This window comes from Acinetobacter sp. AKBS16 (genome assembly GCF_002899995.1).
GTDB lineage: Bacteria > Pseudomonadota > Gammaproteobacteria > Pseudomonadales > Moraxellaceae > Acinetobacter > Acinetobacter baumannii.
In genome coordinates this window covers 1-17,797 of record NZ_POYH01000045.1, presented here as the reverse complement: position 1 = coordinate 17,797, position 17,797 = coordinate 1, and the positions used below count along the sequence as shown (strand labels likewise).

At 39.6% G+C, this 17,797-nt stretch carries 19 protein-coding genes and 1 pseudogene; 15 read left to right on the top strand and 5 right to left on the bottom strand.

What is annotated here, in order from left to right; all coding sequences use genetic code 11:
- The first annotated feature begins 39 nt into the window (after positions 1–39).
- From panB to yjgA, 5 genes are read left to right on the top strand one after another with little or no spacing between them, the layout of a single operon-like run.
- Positions 40–849: a 3-methyl-2-oxobutanoate hydroxymethyltransferase gene (gene panB / locus C1642_RS06860; RefSeq protein WP_000624763.1), complete on the top strand. Its 810-nt coding sequence runs from the start codon at positions 40–42 to the stop codon at positions 847–849.
- A 3-nt stretch (positions 850–852) separates the two neighbouring features.
- Positions 853–1,701, top strand: a complete 849-nt coding sequence (gene panC / locus C1642_RS06855) for a pantoate--beta-alanine ligase (protein ID WP_000846362.1) — start codon at positions 853–855, stop codon at positions 1,699–1,701.
- Between the two features lie 22 nt (positions 1,702–1,723).
- Positions 1,724–2,575, top strand: a complete 852-nt coding sequence (rapZ, locus tag C1642_RS06850; RefSeq protein WP_000821671.1) for an RNase adapter RapZ — start codon at positions 1,724–1,726, stop codon at positions 2,573–2,575.
- Complete coding sequence (locus C1642_RS06845) at positions 2,572–2,841, top strand: HPr family phosphocarrier protein (protein ID WP_000567533.1); 270 nt, start codon at positions 2,572–2,574, stop codon at positions 2,839–2,841. The genes rapZ and C1642_RS06845 overlap by 4 nt, the downstream gene beginning before the upstream one ends.
- A 2-nt stretch (positions 2,842–2,843) precedes the next feature.
- Positions 2,844–3,380 (top strand): ribosome biogenesis factor YjgA, encoded by a 537-nt coding sequence (gene yjgA / locus C1642_RS06840; protein WP_000124014.1) that lies wholly within the window; start codon positions 2,844–2,846, stop codon positions 3,378–3,380.
- 61 nt (positions 3,381–3,441) lie between these two features.
- Here the strand turns inward: yjgA and C1642_RS06835 are convergent, their stop codons facing one another.
- A complete protein-coding gene (locus C1642_RS06835) occupies positions 3,442–5,070 on the bottom strand; it encodes an acyl-CoA synthetase (protein WP_000253052.1) in 1,629 nt (542 codons plus the stop codon).
- Between the two features lie 411 nt (positions 5,071–5,481).
- On the opposite strand from C1642_RS06835, the gene thrS reads away from it, so the two are divergent.
- The 4 genes from thrS (at position 5,482) to C1642_RS06810 (ending at position 9,268) form a co-directional block, all read left to right on the top strand.
- The gene (thrS, locus tag C1642_RS06830) at positions 5,482–7,404 is read left to right on the top strand and encodes a threonine--tRNA ligase (RefSeq protein WP_103236105.1); all 1,923 of its coding nucleotides are present in this window, start codon (positions 5,482–5,484) and stop codon (positions 7,402–7,404) included.
- Between the two features lie 5 nt (positions 7,405–7,409).
- On the top strand, positions 7,410–7,961 hold the full coding sequence (infC, locus tag C1642_RS06825) for a translation initiation factor IF-3 (RefSeq protein WP_012297364.1): 552 nt from the start codon (positions 7,410–7,412) through the stop codon (positions 7,959–7,961).
- A 205-nt stretch (positions 7,962–8,166) separates the two neighbouring features.
- Positions 8,167–8,787 carry a glutathione S-transferase N-terminal domain-containing protein gene (locus tag C1642_RS06815; RefSeq protein WP_000566575.1) on the top strand — a complete coding sequence of 207 codons (621 nt, stop codon included), beginning with the start codon at positions 8,167–8,169 and terminating at the stop codon, positions 8,785–8,787.
- Positions 8,788–8,839: 52 nt separating this feature from the next.
- A complete protein-coding gene (locus C1642_RS06810; RefSeq protein ID WP_103236104.1) occupies positions 8,840–9,268 on the top strand; it encodes a YqaA family protein in 429 nt (142 codons plus the stop codon).
- Between the two features lie 40 nt (positions 9,269–9,308).
- On the opposite strand, the gene nreB is transcribed toward C1642_RS06810, so the two are convergent.
- Positions 9,309–10,502: a nickel resistance MFS transporter NreB gene (nreB, locus tag C1642_RS06805; RefSeq protein WP_103236103.1), complete on the bottom strand. Its 1,194-nt coding sequence runs from the start codon at positions 10,500–10,502 to the stop codon at positions 9,309–9,311.
- 146 nt (positions 10,503–10,648) lie between these two features.
- On the opposite strand from nreB, the pseudogene C1642_RS19130 reads away from it, so the two are divergent.
- The 3 genes and pseudogenes from C1642_RS19130 to rplT form a co-directional block, all read left to right on the top strand.
- Positions 10,649–10,780, top strand: a pseudogene (locus C1642_RS19130) (hypothetical protein); the annotation flags it as partial.
- The gene (rpmI, locus tag C1642_RS06800; protein ID WP_001096359.1) at positions 10,768–10,962 is read left to right on the top strand and encodes a 50S ribosomal protein L35; all 195 of its coding nucleotides are present in this window, start codon (positions 10,768–10,770) and stop codon (positions 10,960–10,962) included. The pseudogene C1642_RS19130 and the gene rpmI, both read left to right, overlap by 13 nt.
- Positions 10,963–10,973: 11 nt before the next feature.
- Positions 10,974–11,333, top strand: a complete 360-nt coding sequence (rplT, locus tag C1642_RS06795; RefSeq protein ID WP_000124858.1) for a 50S ribosomal protein L20 — start codon at positions 10,974–10,976, stop codon at positions 11,331–11,333.
- A 47-nt stretch (positions 11,334–11,380) separates the two neighbouring features.
- On the opposite strand, the gene C1642_RS06790 is transcribed toward rplT, so the two are convergent.
- Both C1642_RS06790 and C1642_RS06785 read right to left on the bottom strand, forming a co-directional pair.
- On the bottom strand, positions 11,381–12,535 hold the full coding sequence (locus C1642_RS06790; RefSeq protein WP_005112076.1) for a hypothetical protein: 1,155 nt from the start codon (positions 12,533–12,535) through the stop codon (positions 11,381–11,383).
- Between the two features lie 22 nt (positions 12,536–12,557).
- Positions 12,558–13,559: a hypothetical protein gene (locus C1642_RS06785; protein ID WP_058062375.1), complete on the bottom strand. Its 1,002-nt coding sequence runs from the start codon at positions 13,557–13,559 to the stop codon at positions 12,558–12,560.
- Between the two features lie 157 nt (positions 13,560–13,716).
- On the opposite strand from C1642_RS06785, the gene pheS reads away from it, so the two are divergent.
- From pheS to C1642_RS06770, 3 genes are read left to right on the top strand one after another with little or no spacing between them, the layout of a single operon-like run.
- The gene (gene pheS, locus C1642_RS06780; protein ID WP_000050953.1) at positions 13,717–14,697 is read left to right on the top strand and encodes a phenylalanine--tRNA ligase subunit alpha; all 981 of its coding nucleotides are present in this window, start codon (positions 13,717–13,719) and stop codon (positions 14,695–14,697) included.
- Positions 14,698–14,730: 33 nt separating this feature from the next.
- Entirely contained in the window at positions 14,731–17,112 is a 2,382-nt protein-coding gene (gene pheT, locus C1642_RS06775) for a phenylalanine--tRNA ligase subunit beta (protein WP_103236102.1), read from the top strand.
- Positions 17,109–17,405, top strand: coding sequence for an integration host factor subunit alpha (locus C1642_RS06770; protein WP_000126166.1), 297 nt, complete (start codon positions 17,109–17,111; stop codon positions 17,403–17,405). Before pheT ends, C1642_RS06770 begins: the two co-directional genes overlap by 4 nt.
- Before the next feature lie 170 nt (positions 17,406–17,575).
- Here the strand turns inward: C1642_RS06770 and C1642_RS06765 are convergent.
- Positions 17,576–17,797 (bottom strand): hypothetical protein (locus C1642_RS06765; protein ID WP_103236101.1); only part of this gene is annotated, 222 nt, incomplete at its 5' end.

Genomic DNA, 17,797 nt, shown 5'->3' with positions numbered 1-17,797 from the left:
ACTTATTACGTTCTGCAAACTCCTGTAGAGGATACCATCATGATTAGTCTAAGTGACTTAAGAAAATTTAAAGCCGAAGGACGTAAGTTCTCTTGCCTAACTTGTTACGATGCAAGTATGGCAAAAGCAATGGAACTTGCTGAAATTGATACGATCTTAATTGGTGATTCTCTTGGAATGGCAATTCAGGGGCGTGACTCAACTTTACCTGTAACTGTTGAAGACATGGCCTATCATACAGCGGCAGTCCGTCGCGGTAATCAGCATGCTTTAATTATGACTGACTTACCATTTATGAGTTATGCCACTTTAAACGATGCTTTGCAGAATGCGAAAACAGTTATGCAAGCTGGTGCCCAAATGATCAAAATCGAAGGTGGTGCATGGTTAAGTGAAACTGTCCAAGTGTTAACACGTAATGGTGTGCCTGTATGTGTACATTTAGGTTTAACCCCGCAGTCTGTACATGTATTTGGTGGCTACAAGTTACAAGCTAGAACGCGCGAAGCAGCCGATCAGCTTATTGCCGATTGTACTGCGGTGGTTGAAGCGGGTGCGGCAGTTTTATTACTTGAATGTGTTCCGGCACAATTAGGTCAAGAAATTGCCGAATTGTTCCCAAATACTCCTGTGATCGGTATTGGGGCAGGTAATGCGACTGATGGTCAGGTATTGGTTGTACAAGACATGTTAGGACTAACGTTTGGTCGAGTTGCGCGTTTTGTACGTAACTTTATGAAAGAGCAATCTGGTGAAACAGCGATTTTAGATGCTTTTAAAGCTTTTCATGCTGCTGTACAAGATCAGTCGTTCCCAGCTAAAGAACACACTTTCCAAGTTGAGCTGTAATTCATGAAAACAGAAACCACTATACAAGGCTTAGCTGCTTCTTTAAATCCTGCTAGAGCTGCACGTAAAATCATTGGTTTTGTCCCAACGATGGGAAATCTACATGAAGGCCACCTCACTCTTGTTCGTGAAGCGAAAAAGTTATGTGATGTTGTGGTTGTGAGTATCTTTGTGAACCCAACACAGTTTGGTCCGGGTGAAGATTTTGATAATTATCCGCGTACGTTAGAGCAGGATAGTCGTCTACTTGCAGATGTTGGCTGTGACATTATTTTTGCACCATCAGTTGAACAAATGTACGGTACACAACCTCGCTTAACTAACATTAGCGTCAGTCAAATTACTGATGATTTATGTGGAAGCTCACGTCCGGGGCATTTTGATGGTGTGGCACTGGTTGTCACCAAACTCTTTAATATTGTGCAACCGAATTATGCTTTCTTTGGTCAAAAAGACTACCAGCAATTAGCAGTGATTCGCCAGTTTGTACAGGATTTGAATATTCCGTTAGAAGTTATTGGCGTACCAATTGTTCGTGCAGAAGACGGTTTGGCACTGAGTTCAAGAAATGGTTACTTGACTCCTGAACAGCGTCAGGTTGCACCAGTCATTTATCAAGGTTTAAAACAAGCCGAAGAGCAATTACACCAAGGTAAAGATTTACAACAAGTCTTGGCAGATTTGAAAACACTGTTGACAGACAATGGTTTTGTTGTGGATTATGTGGAGGCTCGTCAACCTAATTTGTTAGCTGCTTCTCAATTTGATCGTGATATTGTGTTGTTTGTCGCGGCAAAGTTAGGTGGAACGCGCTTAATTGATAATCTACAAGTTGCCTTTACACCTCAATAATATATAAAAGGACAGCCATGCCATGAAGCGTATACTTATCGTGACAGGACAGTCTGGTTCAGGAAAATCTTCAGCTCTTCAAGTATTAGAAGATTTGGGCTACTACTGTATTGATAATTTACCTTTGGCATTGCTGCCTGAGATCGTGGCAAAGCTAGATCATGAAAATAATCTTGAGCAGCTTGCTTTAGGGGTGGATGTACGAAGTACTCGGGCAGATATGCAAGAGTTCGACCATGTTTTTGAGCAATTACAAAAACATGGTACGGTTGATGTGATTTATCTGACGACACAAGATCAAGATTTGATTGCACGATTTAGTGCTTCACGTCGTCCACATCCGTTAGCAAATCGTTTCAAAAGCCTTTTACAGTGTATTCATGAAGAAAAGCAGTTGCTGATTCCAATTCAGTTTCGTGCCACTGTTCACATTGATACCACAGATAAAAGTGTTCACGATTTAAAACATATCTTGCTATCAAAATTAGGACAATCAGATAATCTGATTGTTATATTGCAGTCATTTGGTTATAAACATGGCATTCCTTTAGATGCCGACTATGTTTTTGACGTACGGCATTTACCAAATCCCCATTGGGATTTAGAATTACGCCGCTTTTCTGGTTTAGACGAGCCAGTTAAACAATTTTTAGAAGCAAGTCCACAAGCAAATGAAATGTTTGAGGACATTCTCCACTTCTTAAAAAAATGGCTGCCGGCATTTGCTGAAGGGCATCGTCACTATATGACGATTTCAATAGGTTGCACAGGCGGCCAGCATCGTTCAGTTTATATGGTAGATAGACTAAAACAAGCACTTGAGGCAGAATGGTCTGTTCAGGTCTTACACAGAGAAATGAAGCACTGGTCATGATAGACACAACTGTTGATGTAATTAATAAACTCGGTTTACATGCACGTGCATCAGGAAAACTGATAGAGGTCACTACAAAGTTTCGTTCGTCAATTCAAATTGGTAAGGGCGATCATTTAGTAGATGCAAAGAATATTATGTCGTTACTGATGTTAGGTGCAGGTAAAGGGACTACTTTACGTTTAGTCATTGATGGCACTGACGAAGAACAGGCATTAAATGAAGTACAGGCGTTATTCGCCGCAAAATTTTATGAGGCAGATTAATCGTGGCACGTCGTCCCAAGCGTTATACTGAAGAAGATTTTGATTCTTTAGAAGGACGTGCAAGTAAAACCGAACAGAAAAAAGCAGTTCAACGTATGGCTGCTTTAGGTGAGCAGTTAGCACAACTTTCTATCAAACAAATTCAAAAACTTCCTGTTGATGAGCGTTTAATTGATGCTCTTTTGGAAGTTCAGAATATTAGTTCATTCGAAGCGCGCCGTCGTCAGTTTCAGCGTGTTGGTAAACTCTTGCGCAATGAAGATGAGACAGTCATTTTATCTTATTTAACTCCTCAGCAAGGCGCGAAAAAACAAGCTCAACTCATGCGTTGGGTAGATCGTATGATCGAGCAGGGCGACCCTGCAATCAATGAATTTAGCAAAATCTATAATGCATCCGAGCGACATACTTTACGTCAGCATGTGTTAAGAATTAATCGTGATAAAACCCAGCAAGTTGCAGAAGCAGATCTTGAAGCAACTAAAATGAAATTTATTAACTATGTACAACAGGTTGCTCTATTGTCAGATCAAGGTTAATACAGTTTTAAATAAAAAGCGGCGTTAGATACGCCGCTTTTTTATTTTTATAGAGTTCAGGTTAAGCACGTTCTTTTGCCCATTCGCGCAAGATGAATTTTTGCAATTTACCTGTTGAGGTTTTTGGAATTTCAGTAATCACCACATCTTTAGGAACTTTAAAGCGCGCAAGTTCTTTTTGACAATGCTCAATAATTTCTTCAGGCGTGACACTAGCCCCAGTTTTTAATTCAATAAATGCGCATGGTACTTCTTGCCAACGTTCGTCAGGTTTTGCCACAACAGCGGCTGTTAAAACTGCTGGATGTTTATATAAAACGTCTTCGACTTCTAAAGATGAAATATTTTCTCCACCTGAAATAATAATATCTTTAGAGCGGTCAGTAATTTTTGCATAACCATCTGGGTGGCAAACCGCTAAGTCTCCAGTGTGGAACCAGCCACCTGCAAAAGCTTCCTCAGTTGCCTTTGGATTTTTTAAATATCCTTTCATGACAATATTGCCACGGAACATGATTTCTCCCATGGTTTCACCGTCATTTGGAACTGGCTGCATCGTTTCAGGATCTAACACCCGCATACTATCTTGTAAAGGATAAGGTACACCCTGACGAGAGTGTAGTTGCGCTTGCTCGGTAATGGAGAGGTCGCTCCATCCCGCTTGGGAAGCACAAAGCGCAGATGGTCCATAGGTTTCGGTTAAACCATACACATGGTTGACATTAATCCCAATATTTCGCATACCTTCAATGACAGCGACAGGTGGTGCAGCACCTGCCACCATAACTTCAACATGATGTTCTATGCTTGGCTGTTTTTCTTTCGGTAGGTTAATAATCATGGACAGGACAATAGGAGCACCACAGAAGTAATCAACCTTATGTTTTGCAATAAGCTGCATCACCAGTTCTGGGTCAACTTTACGTAGACAAATATTGGTTCCGCCACTTGCTGCAATACTCCATGCAAAGCACCAACCATTACAATGAAACAGAGGAAGTGTCCATAAATAAACGGCTCGAGGTTTCATGCCACAAGCTAAAATATTACTAGCCGCATTTAAATAAGCACCTCGGTGGTGATAAACCACTCCTTTAGGATTTCCAGTGGTTCCAGAGGTATAATTTAAACTAATTGCATCCCACTCATCTTCAGGTAATTGCCATTCAAAATTGGCATCGCCTTGAGCTAACCATTCCTCATATTCGAAAGAACCAAGGAATTGGTTTTCGCCTTCATACTCTTCATCAGCAACATCAATCACAATAATATGTTGGTTAGGAATGAGTGATAAAGCTTCTCTTGCTAAATTAACAAACTCGGGGTCAACTAAAAGCACTTTAGTTTCAGCATGCTCTAGCATAAAAGCGATGGTTTTAGCGTCTAAACGGGTATTTAGGGTATTAAGAACAGCACCCGCCATTGGTACAGCAAAATGTGCTTCAATCATTGCTGGTACATTTGGCAGTAAAACTGAAACCGTATCATTTTTAACTATGCCTAATTGTTGAAGCTGAGATGCAAATTGACGGCAGCGCTGATAAGTTTGTTTCCATGAAATCTGACGGTTGCCATGAATAATAGAAGCTTGGTCTGGGTAGATATAAGCTGCACGTTCTAAATAACGCAGAGGGGATAACGCAACAAAGTTTGCGGGTGTACGTGGTAATTCGTTATAGGCACTAACCATGTGAAACAACTCCATGTTCTATTTTTTAATTCATTCTTTGAAAATATGGCTTAATAGTAATCAAAGCATTAATGCTTTAGTCTTAAAGAGAAATACCTCCCAGTCAGAAAATGAGCAGAAATGCTATTTTCAACATCTTAAATCAGTTCTGATGAATAATTATCCTATTTATGTATTTCTGAAAATTTAGCTAGGTCCTTATTAAAGTCATTTATTGCTGTTTACCGTATAAGCAAAATGTATTTATGATTTTATGAGTACAAAGGTTTTCACTTGGCTTGAACAAGTGTAAAATCTTTCAGGTTTTTTAATTTTGATTTACACCGTTTTTATATTTTGAGGCTTGCCTCGATCATAATCTCGCGGTGAAATGCTCCTTCGTATAGGGCATCACTCCTTAAGGATTTTTTTATGCCAATTATCACATTGCCAAATGGCGATCAAAAGAGTTTTGATCACCCTGTATCTGTTATGGAAGTCGCTCAAAGTATTGGGCCTGGTTTAGCAAAAAATACCGTTGCTGGACGAGTAAATGATCGCTTAGTTGATGCATGTGACTTAATTACCGAAGACTCGACCTTACAAATTATCACTCCAAAAGATGAAGAAGGTCTTGAGATCATTCGCCATTCTTGTGCACACCTTGTAGGGCACGCAGTAAAACAGCTTTTCCCTGAAGCAAAAATGGTGATTGGTCCGGTCATCGAAGAAGGTTTCTATTACGATATCTGGATGCCACGTCCTTTTACACTAGATGATATGGCAGCGATTGAAGAGCGTATGAAAAAGCTCATCGATCAAGATTATGACGTTATCAAAAAAATGACACCGCGTGATGAAGTCATCAAAGTATTCACTGACCGCGGCGAAGAATATAAATTACGTCTTGTGGAAGACATGCCTGAAGAAAAAGCAATGGGCTTGTATTACCACCAAGAATATGTAGATATGTGTCGTGGTCCGCACGTACCGAACACAAAATTCTTAAAATCATTCAAGCTTACTAAAATCTCTGGTGCTTACTGGCGTGGTGATGCGAAGAATGAACAGCTTCAACGTATCTATGGTACTGCCTGGGCTGATAAAAAACAGTTAGCAGCTTATATCAAGCGTATTGAAGAAGCTGAAAAGCGTGACCACCGTAAAATTGGTAAAGCATTAGACTTGTTCCATATGCAAGAAGAAGCACCGGGTATGGTGTTCTGGCATGCAAATGGCTGGACTATTTATCAAGTACTAGAACAGTACATGCGTAAAGTTCAGCAAGACAATGGTTACCAAGAAATCAAAACTCCGCAAATCGTAGATTTTACGCTTTGGGAAAAATCTGGTCATGCGGCAAACTATGCAGAAAACATGTTTACGACTCATTCTGAAAGTCGTAACTATGCTGTAAAACCGATGAACTGTCCTTGTCACGTTCAAGTGTTTAACCAAGGATTAAAGTCTTACCGTGATTTACCAATTCGTTTAGCTGAGTTTGGTTCTTGTCACCGTAATGAGCCGTCTGGTTCTTTACACGGTATTATGCGTGTTCGTGGTTTTACTCAAGATGATGCGCATATCTTCTGTACTAAAGAACAGATCGGTAAAGAAGTTGCAGACTTTATTAAACTCACTTTAGATGTTTATAAAGACTTTGGCTTTGAAGAAGTTCAAATGAAATTATCTACTCGCCCAGAAAAGCGTGTAGGGGATGATGTACTTTGGGATTTAGCTGAAAAATCTTTGGCAGATGCTTTAGATGCAGCTGGTCTTGAATGGGAATTGCAGCCGGGTGAAGGCGCATTCTATGGTCCAAAGATTGAGTTCTCTTTAAAAGACTGTCTTGGTCGTGTATGGCAATGTGGTACCATTCAGTGTGACTTCAACTTGCCAGTTCGTTTAGATGCTTCTTATGTAACTGAAGAAAACGAGCGTGATCAACCTGTCATGTTGCACCGTGCAATTCTTGGTAGTTTTGAGCGTTTTATTGGTATACTAATTGAACACTACGCTGGTTTTATGCCGCCTTGGCTATCACCTGTACAAGCATGTGTCATGAATATTACTGATTCTCAAGCTGAAGCAAGTGAGCAAGTTGTGGCAAAACTCAAGGAAAATGGTCTTCGTGCTATTTCTGACTTGAGAAATGAAAAAATCGGATTTAAGATTCGTGAGCGTACTCTAGAGCGCATTCCTTACCTGTTAGTTCTTGGTGATCGAGAAGTTGAAGAAGGTACAGTGAATGTACGTACTCGCTCAGGAAAAAATTTAGGTACTATGTCAGTGGATGCTTTCATTGACTTAGTGAAATCTGCCGTCGCCGAACGTGGCCGGTATATTGTGGAGTAAGAAAGATTAAACAGCCTGACCGTAACCAACAACAAGGTGCAAAGAGTAACCGTCCAGCAATTAACGATGAGATCCGTGCAAAAGAAGTACGCCTTGTCGGTGCTGATGGTGAGCAAAAAGGAATTGTTTCATTAAATGAAGCACTGCGTGCTGCTGAGGATGCAGATCTTGACCTTGTTGAGATTGTCGCAAACGCTGAGCCGCCTGTTTGTAAAATCATGGATTACAACAAGCACTTGTTTGACCTGAAACAGAAGCAAAAAGATGCCAAGAAAAAACAGCATCAAGTGCAAGTGAAGGAAATCAAACTACGCCCAGCAACTGATGTAGGTGATTATCAAGTTAAGCTTCGTGCTATTCTGAAGTTCCTTGAAGAAGGCAACAAAGTTAAGATCACCTTACGTTTCCGTGGTCGTGAAATGGCTCACCAACAACTTGGTTTAGCTCAATTGCAAAAAATTGAAGCAGACGTAGCTGAGTTAGGGGTTGTAGAGCAAGCACCGAAAATGGAAGGTCGACAAATGGGTATGTTACTTGGACCGAAAAAGAAAAAGTAACACTCAAAAAAAGCACTGCAAAAGCAGTGCTTTTTTATGCCTCTCGTCTTTTAGCCCTATTTTCTTAAACTGACGTTTAATATCGTTTTAATCCAAAGTTATTCTCAATTTTTATGTGTTTTTTGGTGTTGGAAATATCATTGTATTACCCAAAACATGATATAACGCAAGACGCAGTCATGATAACGATGAATAGGAAAATAGAATGATTGATCTATATTATTGGGGCACACCCAATGGACATAAAATCACAATTGCCTTAGAAGAAATGGGACTGGATTACACCCTTTACCCAATTAATATTTTAGAAAATGATCAATTTCAACCAGACTTCCTGAAAATTTCTCCGAATAATAAAATTCCTGCCATTGTTGACCAAGATGGTCCACGTGGTGAGCCAATTTCAGTATTTGAATCAGGCGCGATCTTGCAGTATTTAGGACGAAAAACTGGATTGTTCTACCCGACAGACGAGCAAGAGCGAGTTGAAGTGGAACAATGGCTTATGTGGCAAATGGGTGGTTTAGGTCCTATGTTAGGACAAAATCATCATTTTAACCGCTTTGCGCCAGAGAAAATTCCCTATGCTATAGACCGCTATGTAAATGAGACTAAGCGTTTATATGGTGTGTTGAATAAACAGCTCATTGGTCAGAAGTTTGTTGCAGGGGAATACTCCATTGCTGATATGGCAATTCTACCTTGGATTTTGCGTTATGAATGGCAGGGGATTCAATTAGAGGATTACCCGTATGTACAAGAATACATTGTTCGCTTAACAGCACGCCCTGCAGTACAAAAAGCATTATCAATTAAAGTCATCTAAGTTTATTGGTAGGGTAATGAATAAGGTGAAAGGTGATTTGGTCTAATTTAACATGCTAAGTTACTTTTTACTTTTTCTGAGTGCTTTTGGGGCGGCTACCTTATTACCGCTACAATCAGAAGCTGTACTCGCTACTTTACTATTAAAAGGTGAGCATTCAGCTTTTCTTCTCATTTTGATTGCTACTTTTGGAAATGTACTAGGTTCATGTGTGAACTGGTGGTTAGGTTTAAAAATAGAACAGTTTAAACATAAAAAATGGTTTCCAGTCTCTGCAAAACGTTTAGAACAAGCCCAACGCTTTTATCATAAATATGGCTTTTATTCGCTGCTTTTAAGTTGGACACCTGTGATTGGAGACCCTATTACTTTGGTTGCTGGCTTATTCAAAGAAAATTTTTGGCGTTTTTTATTTATGGTCCTTATTGCTAAAGCTGGGCGTTATATTTTCATTTATTGGGTAATTACAGGTTTTATTTAAAATAAAAGCATCCGAAGATGCTTTTATTAAAATGATTTAACTAATTTTCTGAGCTTTTAGTAATATCGACTTTAAAAAGATCATTGGTTTTTAGCCAACAGAATGTCACCACTGCAAGAGTCATACAACCACCAAAAATAGTCGCTGCAATAGTACCCAAATATTTGGCAGCCAAGCCTGATTCAAATGCACCCAGCTCATTACTTGATGAGACAAACATTCCATTTACAGCCGCTACGCGACCACGCATATTTTCTGGTGGGAATATTTGCAAAATGGTTTGTCTAACTACCACCGAAATACTGTCGCAAGCACCCGTCATCGCCAACGCAAATAGTGATAACCACATGTTGTTCGAGAACGCGAAAAGGATTGTAAATACACCAAACCCTGCAACTGCAAGTAGCATATTACGCCATGCGTGCTGAGTTGGCGGAAAACGAGTTAAAGCAATCATAGTAATGAGCGCACCAATAGAAGGAGCTGCACGCAAGTAACCCAAGCCTTCAGGACCGACTTTTAAAATATCTTCGGCAAAAATAGGGAGTAGAGCGATTACACCACCAAATAAAACAGAGGCAAGGTCTAAAGAAATCGCCCAAAGAACTATTTTGGTTTTCCAAATAAAGCGAAAGCCATCGCCTAAGCTTTCTAGAACATTGGCAGTTTCAATTTTAGGAAAGCTACGCTTATGTAATAAATTAATGAGAATAAAGCAGATACTAAGTAGACCGGCAACACTAAAAAGACTGGTTTCTTTGCCTAAATAAGCGAGCATGAACCCACCGAGCATAGGCCCAATAATTACACCACTCTGCCAACCAATAGTTGTCCATGTTGCACCATTTGCATAAAGCTCACGTGGAATTAAAAATGGTTTTAGGGACGTAGCAGAAGGGTTATAAAAACCACGTATGGTGCCCAAACCAAAAATAACCGCATAAATACCCCAAGAAAGGAAATTTACACTGATATGACCCAACCCATGCAGATGGAACAGTAACCATAAAACTAAAGGAAGAGGTACTGAGAAAAATAAACAGATTTTCATGATGACCTGTTTATTAAATTTATCAGCAAAGTAACCACCCCAAAGCGATAGGGCAATAAATGGAATGGCTTCTGCTAGTCCAATTAAACCTAAAGTTAAAGGGTCTTTGGTAATTTGATAAAGTGAATAGGCAACAATAATTTCTTGAATCAAAATTGCTAATGTTAAGCAAAATTGATGAATGCATCATGTTTCTGCATTTGAAATATCGTATGTTGATAATTTGCCCATATTATAGGGGTAAATAAGCAGCGATGCTGAAATTATTGCCGATTATATTCATCTAAAAAAGAGATAGGTTTCTCTCATTTCTAAAGGGATTAATTTAAAAAAATTCTAGGAATAGTTTTAATTTTAGTCAGCATACTATAAAATACGCGCTTCCTTACCTGCAGGTCGATTTTGCAATGGTGCAGTCGTGCCGAACAGGTGCCCAAAAGAGGTTACTATGGCTAAGTTAAAAACTCGCCGTGGTGCAGCTAAACGCTTCAAAGCGACTGCAAACGGTTTTAAGCGCAAACAAGCATTCAAGCGCCACATTTTGACCAAAAAATCTGCTAAGCGTATCCGTCAATTGCGCGGCTGTGTAATGGTTCACGTAAGTGACGTTGCTTCAGTTCGTCGTATGTGCCCATACATCTAAGGAGATTATAAATGGCTCGTGTAAAACGTGGTGTAGTGGCTCATCGCCGTCACAAAAAAATTCTTGCTCGCGCTAAAGGTTACTACGGTGCTCGTTCACGCGTTTACCGCGTAGCGTTCCAAGCGGTAATCAAAGCTGGTCAATACGCTTACCGTGACCGTCGTCAGAAGAAACGTCAATTCCGTGCTCTATGGATTGCGCGTATCAACGCTGGTGCTCGTCAAAACGGTTTGTCTTACAGCCGTATGATCGATGGCTTGAAAAAAGCTCAAGTGATCATCGACCGTCGCGTATTAGCTGACATCGCTATGCATGATGCAGTAGCATTTGCTGCTTTAGCTGAAAAAGCTAAAGGCGCATTAGCTGCATAAGCTTAGAGATTCAAAAAAAGACCGCTTTTTAGCGGTCTTTTTTATATCTATTTTTTTGATAAAATATATAAAAAGCTGATAGCGCCACAGATTATTAATACAAATTGCACAAATTTAAATTGTATGGTTAACCAGTACAGTACATACAACAATACGAAGACAATCAATAAAAATAGTGCGATAGAGGTGATTGCTTGTAATGTAGTCATAGATGGTTCTTGCATTTCGATCGCGGTATTTGGTATTTGATCTGAATCCCTTGATGTAGAAACAACATTTGGAAGGTCTGACGTAGCAAGATGTAGCTGATTTAACAATTCTTTTTGTTGTACTGTGATTGATGTGGCAGATTGTAAATGATTTGCTGTATAGCAAATAAGTTCAACGAATTGTTGATGAATGATTTCTTGATATTCAGAGAGTTGAAGATATTGTTCATGACTAAAGTTTTGATAGGGCGAGCTATCATTGTGAGGATGCATAAGAGAGCTAAAACTCGACTGGACTTGTTCAAAAAGATGAATAAGGCTAAAGCCCAAATTGGGTTGAGGCATAGGTTGTTCGAGTAGAGGAAAACTCTCTTCATCATACTGATCTAAATAGAGGTTATTTACCATTTTAAAATTAAAATAAATGTACTGTGCCATAGGGTGTTGTTTTAGATTTTTTACAATATTTTCAATAAAATCATCCCAATGGTGCATTTGCCCAAATTGGTTACAGGCTTTTTGTTGTTGAGGACTTAGTTCAATGATACTCATACAGAGTAGTTGATTTGTATAGCGTTGACTAGAGGCTATACCCCAAAATTCACGAGGATCACCAATAGGCTCGATTTCTAAATATTTTTCATATTCAATCTGAGCAAGGGCAATCACTTTATCATTGTTTTGTAATGTGATGACAGGATAGTTATGTTGAGAAAATTCAAAAATAGGATGAGGATTTAAAGCTGTTGCTGAAAAAAGAATGTCAAAAGGGTAGAGTTTACATTGTTTAAAACCTTGCCGAGCAAGATCGATTACCAAGCCATCAATAGAATCATAAAGTAATTTATTGGAATTAAAATCACGTACATAAAATAATTGATGAGTGTGAATGCTCCAATAATGTCGAAGCTCATGGTAATCAATTTTATGATCTAAATATAATTGGGTGTTGTATTGAAAGCCAAATGCAAATTTCCAATAATCGCTAATCATGATATAAAGCTAAGCCCTAAATTTATAACCCAAAATAATAGGCTAAAGCACAAATAATTATTGTCAGAACAATAAGCTTGATTACCCCTGTTCCTCCAGCTTTGTGATGAGGTGCTTTTAAATGAGTTGCGGACTCATTCGTTGCATCAAAAGGAGAGGGTTTCTCAACAGGTTTTAATTGAGCTGTTTGATAGTGATTTGCTGCTTTCACAATAAGTTTTGCAAATAGGTCGTCAGTTTTGTGGGTAAAGTTTCTTAAGTTAATAATTTGTTCTTGGTCTAGGTCTTCCCCTAAAGGATCATTTGCGGTGCGTTTTTTCTGCTCTAAATAATCTGATAAGGCCTGAGTGCGGTAGAGGAGTTGATGTGCACAATCTGCTAGGTAGCTTTCAGGAATAAGAGCAAGAGTTGGTTGATGCTCTAACGAAATTTGATGTGTTGACCCATCAAAATATTTTTTCTGAAATTCTGGTTCTTCAAAACCTGCTGCATACTTACTTCGAAATAACTCAGTTTCCATAAAGTCTGCAATTTCATCCCATTGAGGTGCTTTTAAGTCAACTTCAACTTTTTTAGATAATTTTTCATTCAATTCAAAACGCCAGAAAGTCTCTAAGCGTAAATCGCTGCGTTGAGTCAGAGGCGGCTCAAACTCGTTATCGCTGCTGTACCATTCGGCAAGCTCATGTCCAAAAATCCATGCGATTTTCTTATTGTTTTGATGACTTACAATAAAATGAGCATAAGGTAAAAGTTCGACATTACTATTCGGGTTTTGCTCTTCATTTAAAATAGTAGATAGGTGAAGAGAGATTTGAGTCGTCCCTTGTTTTTTGAGTGCTTCTAACCAAACTTGGAAATGTTGAGCAAGTAAATGTTGTGAAATTAAGTCACGAAATTGAAAACTATGTTGGTCAAAAATATGATGTTGTCGCCATTGGCTAAAACTTAAATTCTGACGTAGGTATTCGTTACCATAGGTCACAAGTGTAAGTTGTTGTTTCCAAATCTGATTAAGCGCCATAATAATTGATCTCATTGACGATGCTATTATTTTATACGTTTTATCTTTTTGTTGCCTAATACATTTTTCATGATGGATAAACTTCATCAATACGGTGAAAAACTGTTAGAATGCAGTGTTTTATTATATTTTTAAATTTGTTGCTTTGAGAGTTACTATGTCACTGGAAGCCCTGACCACAGAAGCGCTTGCTGCCATTGCAGCAGCTCAAGACCTTGTTGCACTTGATCAGGTGCGTGTGCAATTTACAGGGAAAAAAAGCCAGCTTGCAGAACAATCGAAAGCATTAGGGAAAATGGACCCTGAAGAACGTAAAGTACAAGGTGCTGCGATTCATGCTGTTCGAGAAACAATTAATAACGCTTTAACTGAGCGTCAAACAGCATTACAACAAGCTGCACTGGCGCAAAAATTAGCAAGTGAAACCATTGATATTACTTTGCCAGGCCGTGGACAGCGCGTTGGTACAGTTCATCCTGTTACTCAAGTGCAAGAACGTATTTGTCAGTTCTTTACTAAAGCTGGCTTTACGGTTGCTACAGGACCAGAAGTTGAAGATGACTATCATAACTTCGAAGCATTAAATATTCCTGGGCACCATCCTGCACGTGCTATGCATGATACTTTCTATTTCGATGCAAACCATTTGTTGCGTACGCATACTTCTGGTGTGCAAATTCGTACCATGGAAACAAGCCAGCCGCCAATTCGTATTGTATGTCCAGGCCGTGTATACCGCTGCGACTCAGACCAAACGCATTCGCCAATGTTCCATCAAATTGAAGGTTTGTACGTTGCTGAGAACACCAGCTTTGCTGAATTAAAAGGTTTATTGATTAACCTACTGAATGAATTTTTTGAGAAAGATTTAAAAGTACGTTTCCGTCCATCATATTTCCCATTTACAGAGCCTAGTGCGGAAGTGGATATCATGGATGAGCGTGGACGTTGGTTAGAAGTATTAGGCTGTGGCATGGTACATCCAAATGTATTGCGTGCTGCGGGGATTGATCCTGATAAATACAAAGGCTTTGCTTTTGGTTTAGGGGTAGAACGTTTTGCAATGTTGCGTTATGGCATTAATGACTTGCGTATGTTCTATCAAAATGATGTGCGTTTCTTACGCCAATTTGCCTAACATTTTTTCAGGATTAAATAAGGTTTTATAAAGATGAAGATTAGCGAAAATTGGTTACGCACATGGGTTAACCCAGCAATTGATAGTGATACATTATCTGATCAGTTGACTATGCTTGGTCTTGAAGTAGATGAGCTGGCACCTGTTGCTAAGCCATTCACTGGAGTTGTGGTTGGTGAAGTTCTAACAGTTGAGCAGCACCCTGATGCAGACCGTCTGCGTGTAACAACAGTGAATATTGGTTCAGGTGAGCCTTTACAAATTGTATGTGGTGCTCCTAACGTTCGCGCTGGGATGAAAGCACCTGTGGCAACTATTGGTGCAATATTACCGGGTGATTTTAAAATCAAAAAAGGTAAGCTTCGTGGTGTTGAGTCACAAGGCATGCTGTGCGGAGCCTCTGAAATTGACCTTGAAGATAAAATCGATGGTTTACTTGAGTTACCTGATGATGCTCCAGTAGGGGTAAACATTCGTGAATACTTAAAACTTGATGATAATGTCATCGATATTAGTATTACACCAAACCGTGGTGACTGCTTTAGTATTCGTGGTATCGCACGTGAAGTTGCAGTGATTAACCAACTGCAAATGAATGAGCCTGAAATTAAATCGGTTGATGCGACAATCACTGATGAGAAAAAAGTAGTCATCAGCACTGATGGTGCTCCACGCTACTTAGGACGTGTCATTAAAAATGTAAATGTTAAAGCTGCGACCCCTGAATGGATGGAACAGGCTTTAGCACGTTCAGGAATTCGTACTCATAGTATTTTAGTTGATGTAACCAATTACGTCCTCATGGAATTGGGTCAGCCAATGCATGCTTTCGATTTAGCTAAAATCGAAGGAAATGTACACGTTCGCCAAGCTCTGCCACAAGAAAAGTTACAGCTTTTAAATGATCAAGAAGTTGAGTTGCAAGAAGATGTGATGGTTATTGCAGATGACCAAAAAGCACTAGCAATCGCTGGCATCATGGGTGGTCTAGCATCAAGCGTAACTGATGATACGACTGATATCTTCTTGGAAAGTGCATTTTTTGCTCCGCTTGCGATTGCTGGACGTGCTCGCCGCTTTGGCTTACATACAGATTCTTCACAACGTTATGAACGCGGTGTAGATTTTGAATTGCCGTTAATTGCGATGAACCGTGCTTCTCAGCTTATTCAAGAGTTGGCGGGTGGTGAGTTCGGCCCAATTACTGTAGCTGAAAAATCTGATTTACTTCCGAAACGTGAAGCGATTGAACTTAAGCAAGCTCAAGTAGACCAGTTGTTGGGTTACAAAGTAGCGGCAGAGTTCATTACAGATGCATTAACTCGATTAGGTTGTGAAGTCACTGTTCAAGCGGATGGTGAATGGAGCATAGTTCCACCATCACATCGCTACGATATGGCAATTTATCAAGATTTGATTGAAGAAGTTGCACGTATTGATGGTTATGACAATATTCAGATCGGCTTACCAAGTATGGATGTTCAACTTGCTAAGTACCAAGATCGTTTTGAAATCGCGCAGTTACGTCAAACGGTAGTCACTTTAGGGTATCAAGAAGCGATTAGCTTTAGCTTTGCTGATGCAAAACTTGAAAAGCAATTGAACCCGCAAGTAAGTCCGTTAATGTTGGCAAATCCAATCTCTAGTGATTTGGCTGCAATGCGCAGCACATTGCTTTCGAGTTTAATCCCTTGTGTACAATATAATTTAAACCGTCAGCAAAGCCGTGTACGTTTCTTTGAACTAGGTTTGCGTTTTGATTATCAAAATGCTAATTCTATTCAGGATCTGAAGCAAATTCCTACATTGGCTTTAGTTGCCGTAGGTTCTCGTGAACCTGAATCATGGCATGCTAAGCCACAGCCAATGGATTTCTTCGATTTTAAAGGTGAAGTAGAAGAGATTTTAGCTGCTGGACGTGTCAAAGTTGAGTATGTACGTTCAGAGCGTCCATGGTTGCATCCAGGGCAATCTGCTGAAATCTTAGTTGATGGCCAATCAATTGGTTACCTAGGCCGCTTGCATCCATCTTTAGAAAACGAACTAGATTTGAGCACAACTTGGGTTGCCGAGCTTGATCAGGCTGCCGTTTTGCAATCTTATGTATCTAATTTTACAGAATTATCACGTTTTCCTTCGGTTAGACGTGATATTGCGCTTTTAATCTCTGATAATATAAATGTCAGAGATATTCAGCAGTTAATCGAAAAAACTGGTGGAGAGCTTTTAGACTCTACTTGGTTATTCGATGTGTATACGGGGCAGGGTGTCGAAGAAGGTAAACGCTCATTAGCGTTTGCGTTATTATGGCAACATCCTTCACGTACGCTTGAAGATGCTGAAATTAAATCTGGTATGGACAATATAATCCAAGTGTTGGAAAACACTTATCAAGCGACATTGAGGGCCTCATGACAGCATTAACTAAAGCAGACATGGCTGATCATTTAAGTGAGTTAACCAGCTTAAATCGCCGTGAAGCAAAACAAATGGTCGAGTTGTTCTTTGACGAAATTAGCCAAGCGCTTATTGCGGGCGAGCAGGTTAAGCTTTCTGGTTTCGGTAATTTCGAGCTTAGAGATAAACGCGAGCGTCCAGGACGTAATCCGAAAACTGGCGAAGAAATTCCGATTTCTGCACGCCGTGTAGTTACCTTCAGAGCGGGTCAGAAATTTAGACAACGCGTTGGAAATGAGCAGATCGATTGATCTGCTTTTTTATTTATGACTTTAAATAAATCTAGAATAAATTTTTCTTAATATTAGAAAAGTATACTTAGCCATTAATACATCAAATCTATTTTAATGTGTAAACATAAAATTTAGGCATAAAAAAAGAGGACAAAATGTCCTCTTTTTTATCTAATCTAGAATCTAGATTATTGTGCAGCAGAAGCAGCAGCAACGTCAGAAGCAGCAGCAGCAACGTCAGAAGCAGCAGCAGCAGTTTCAGCAGCAGCAGCGTCAACAGCTACAGCAGCTTCAGAAGCAGCAGCAGTAGCTTCAGAAGCAGCAGCTACAGCTTCAGATGCAGCAGCAGCAGCAGGAGCTTCTTCTTTCTTAGAACAACCAACGAAAGCTAAAGTAGCAGCAACAGCAGC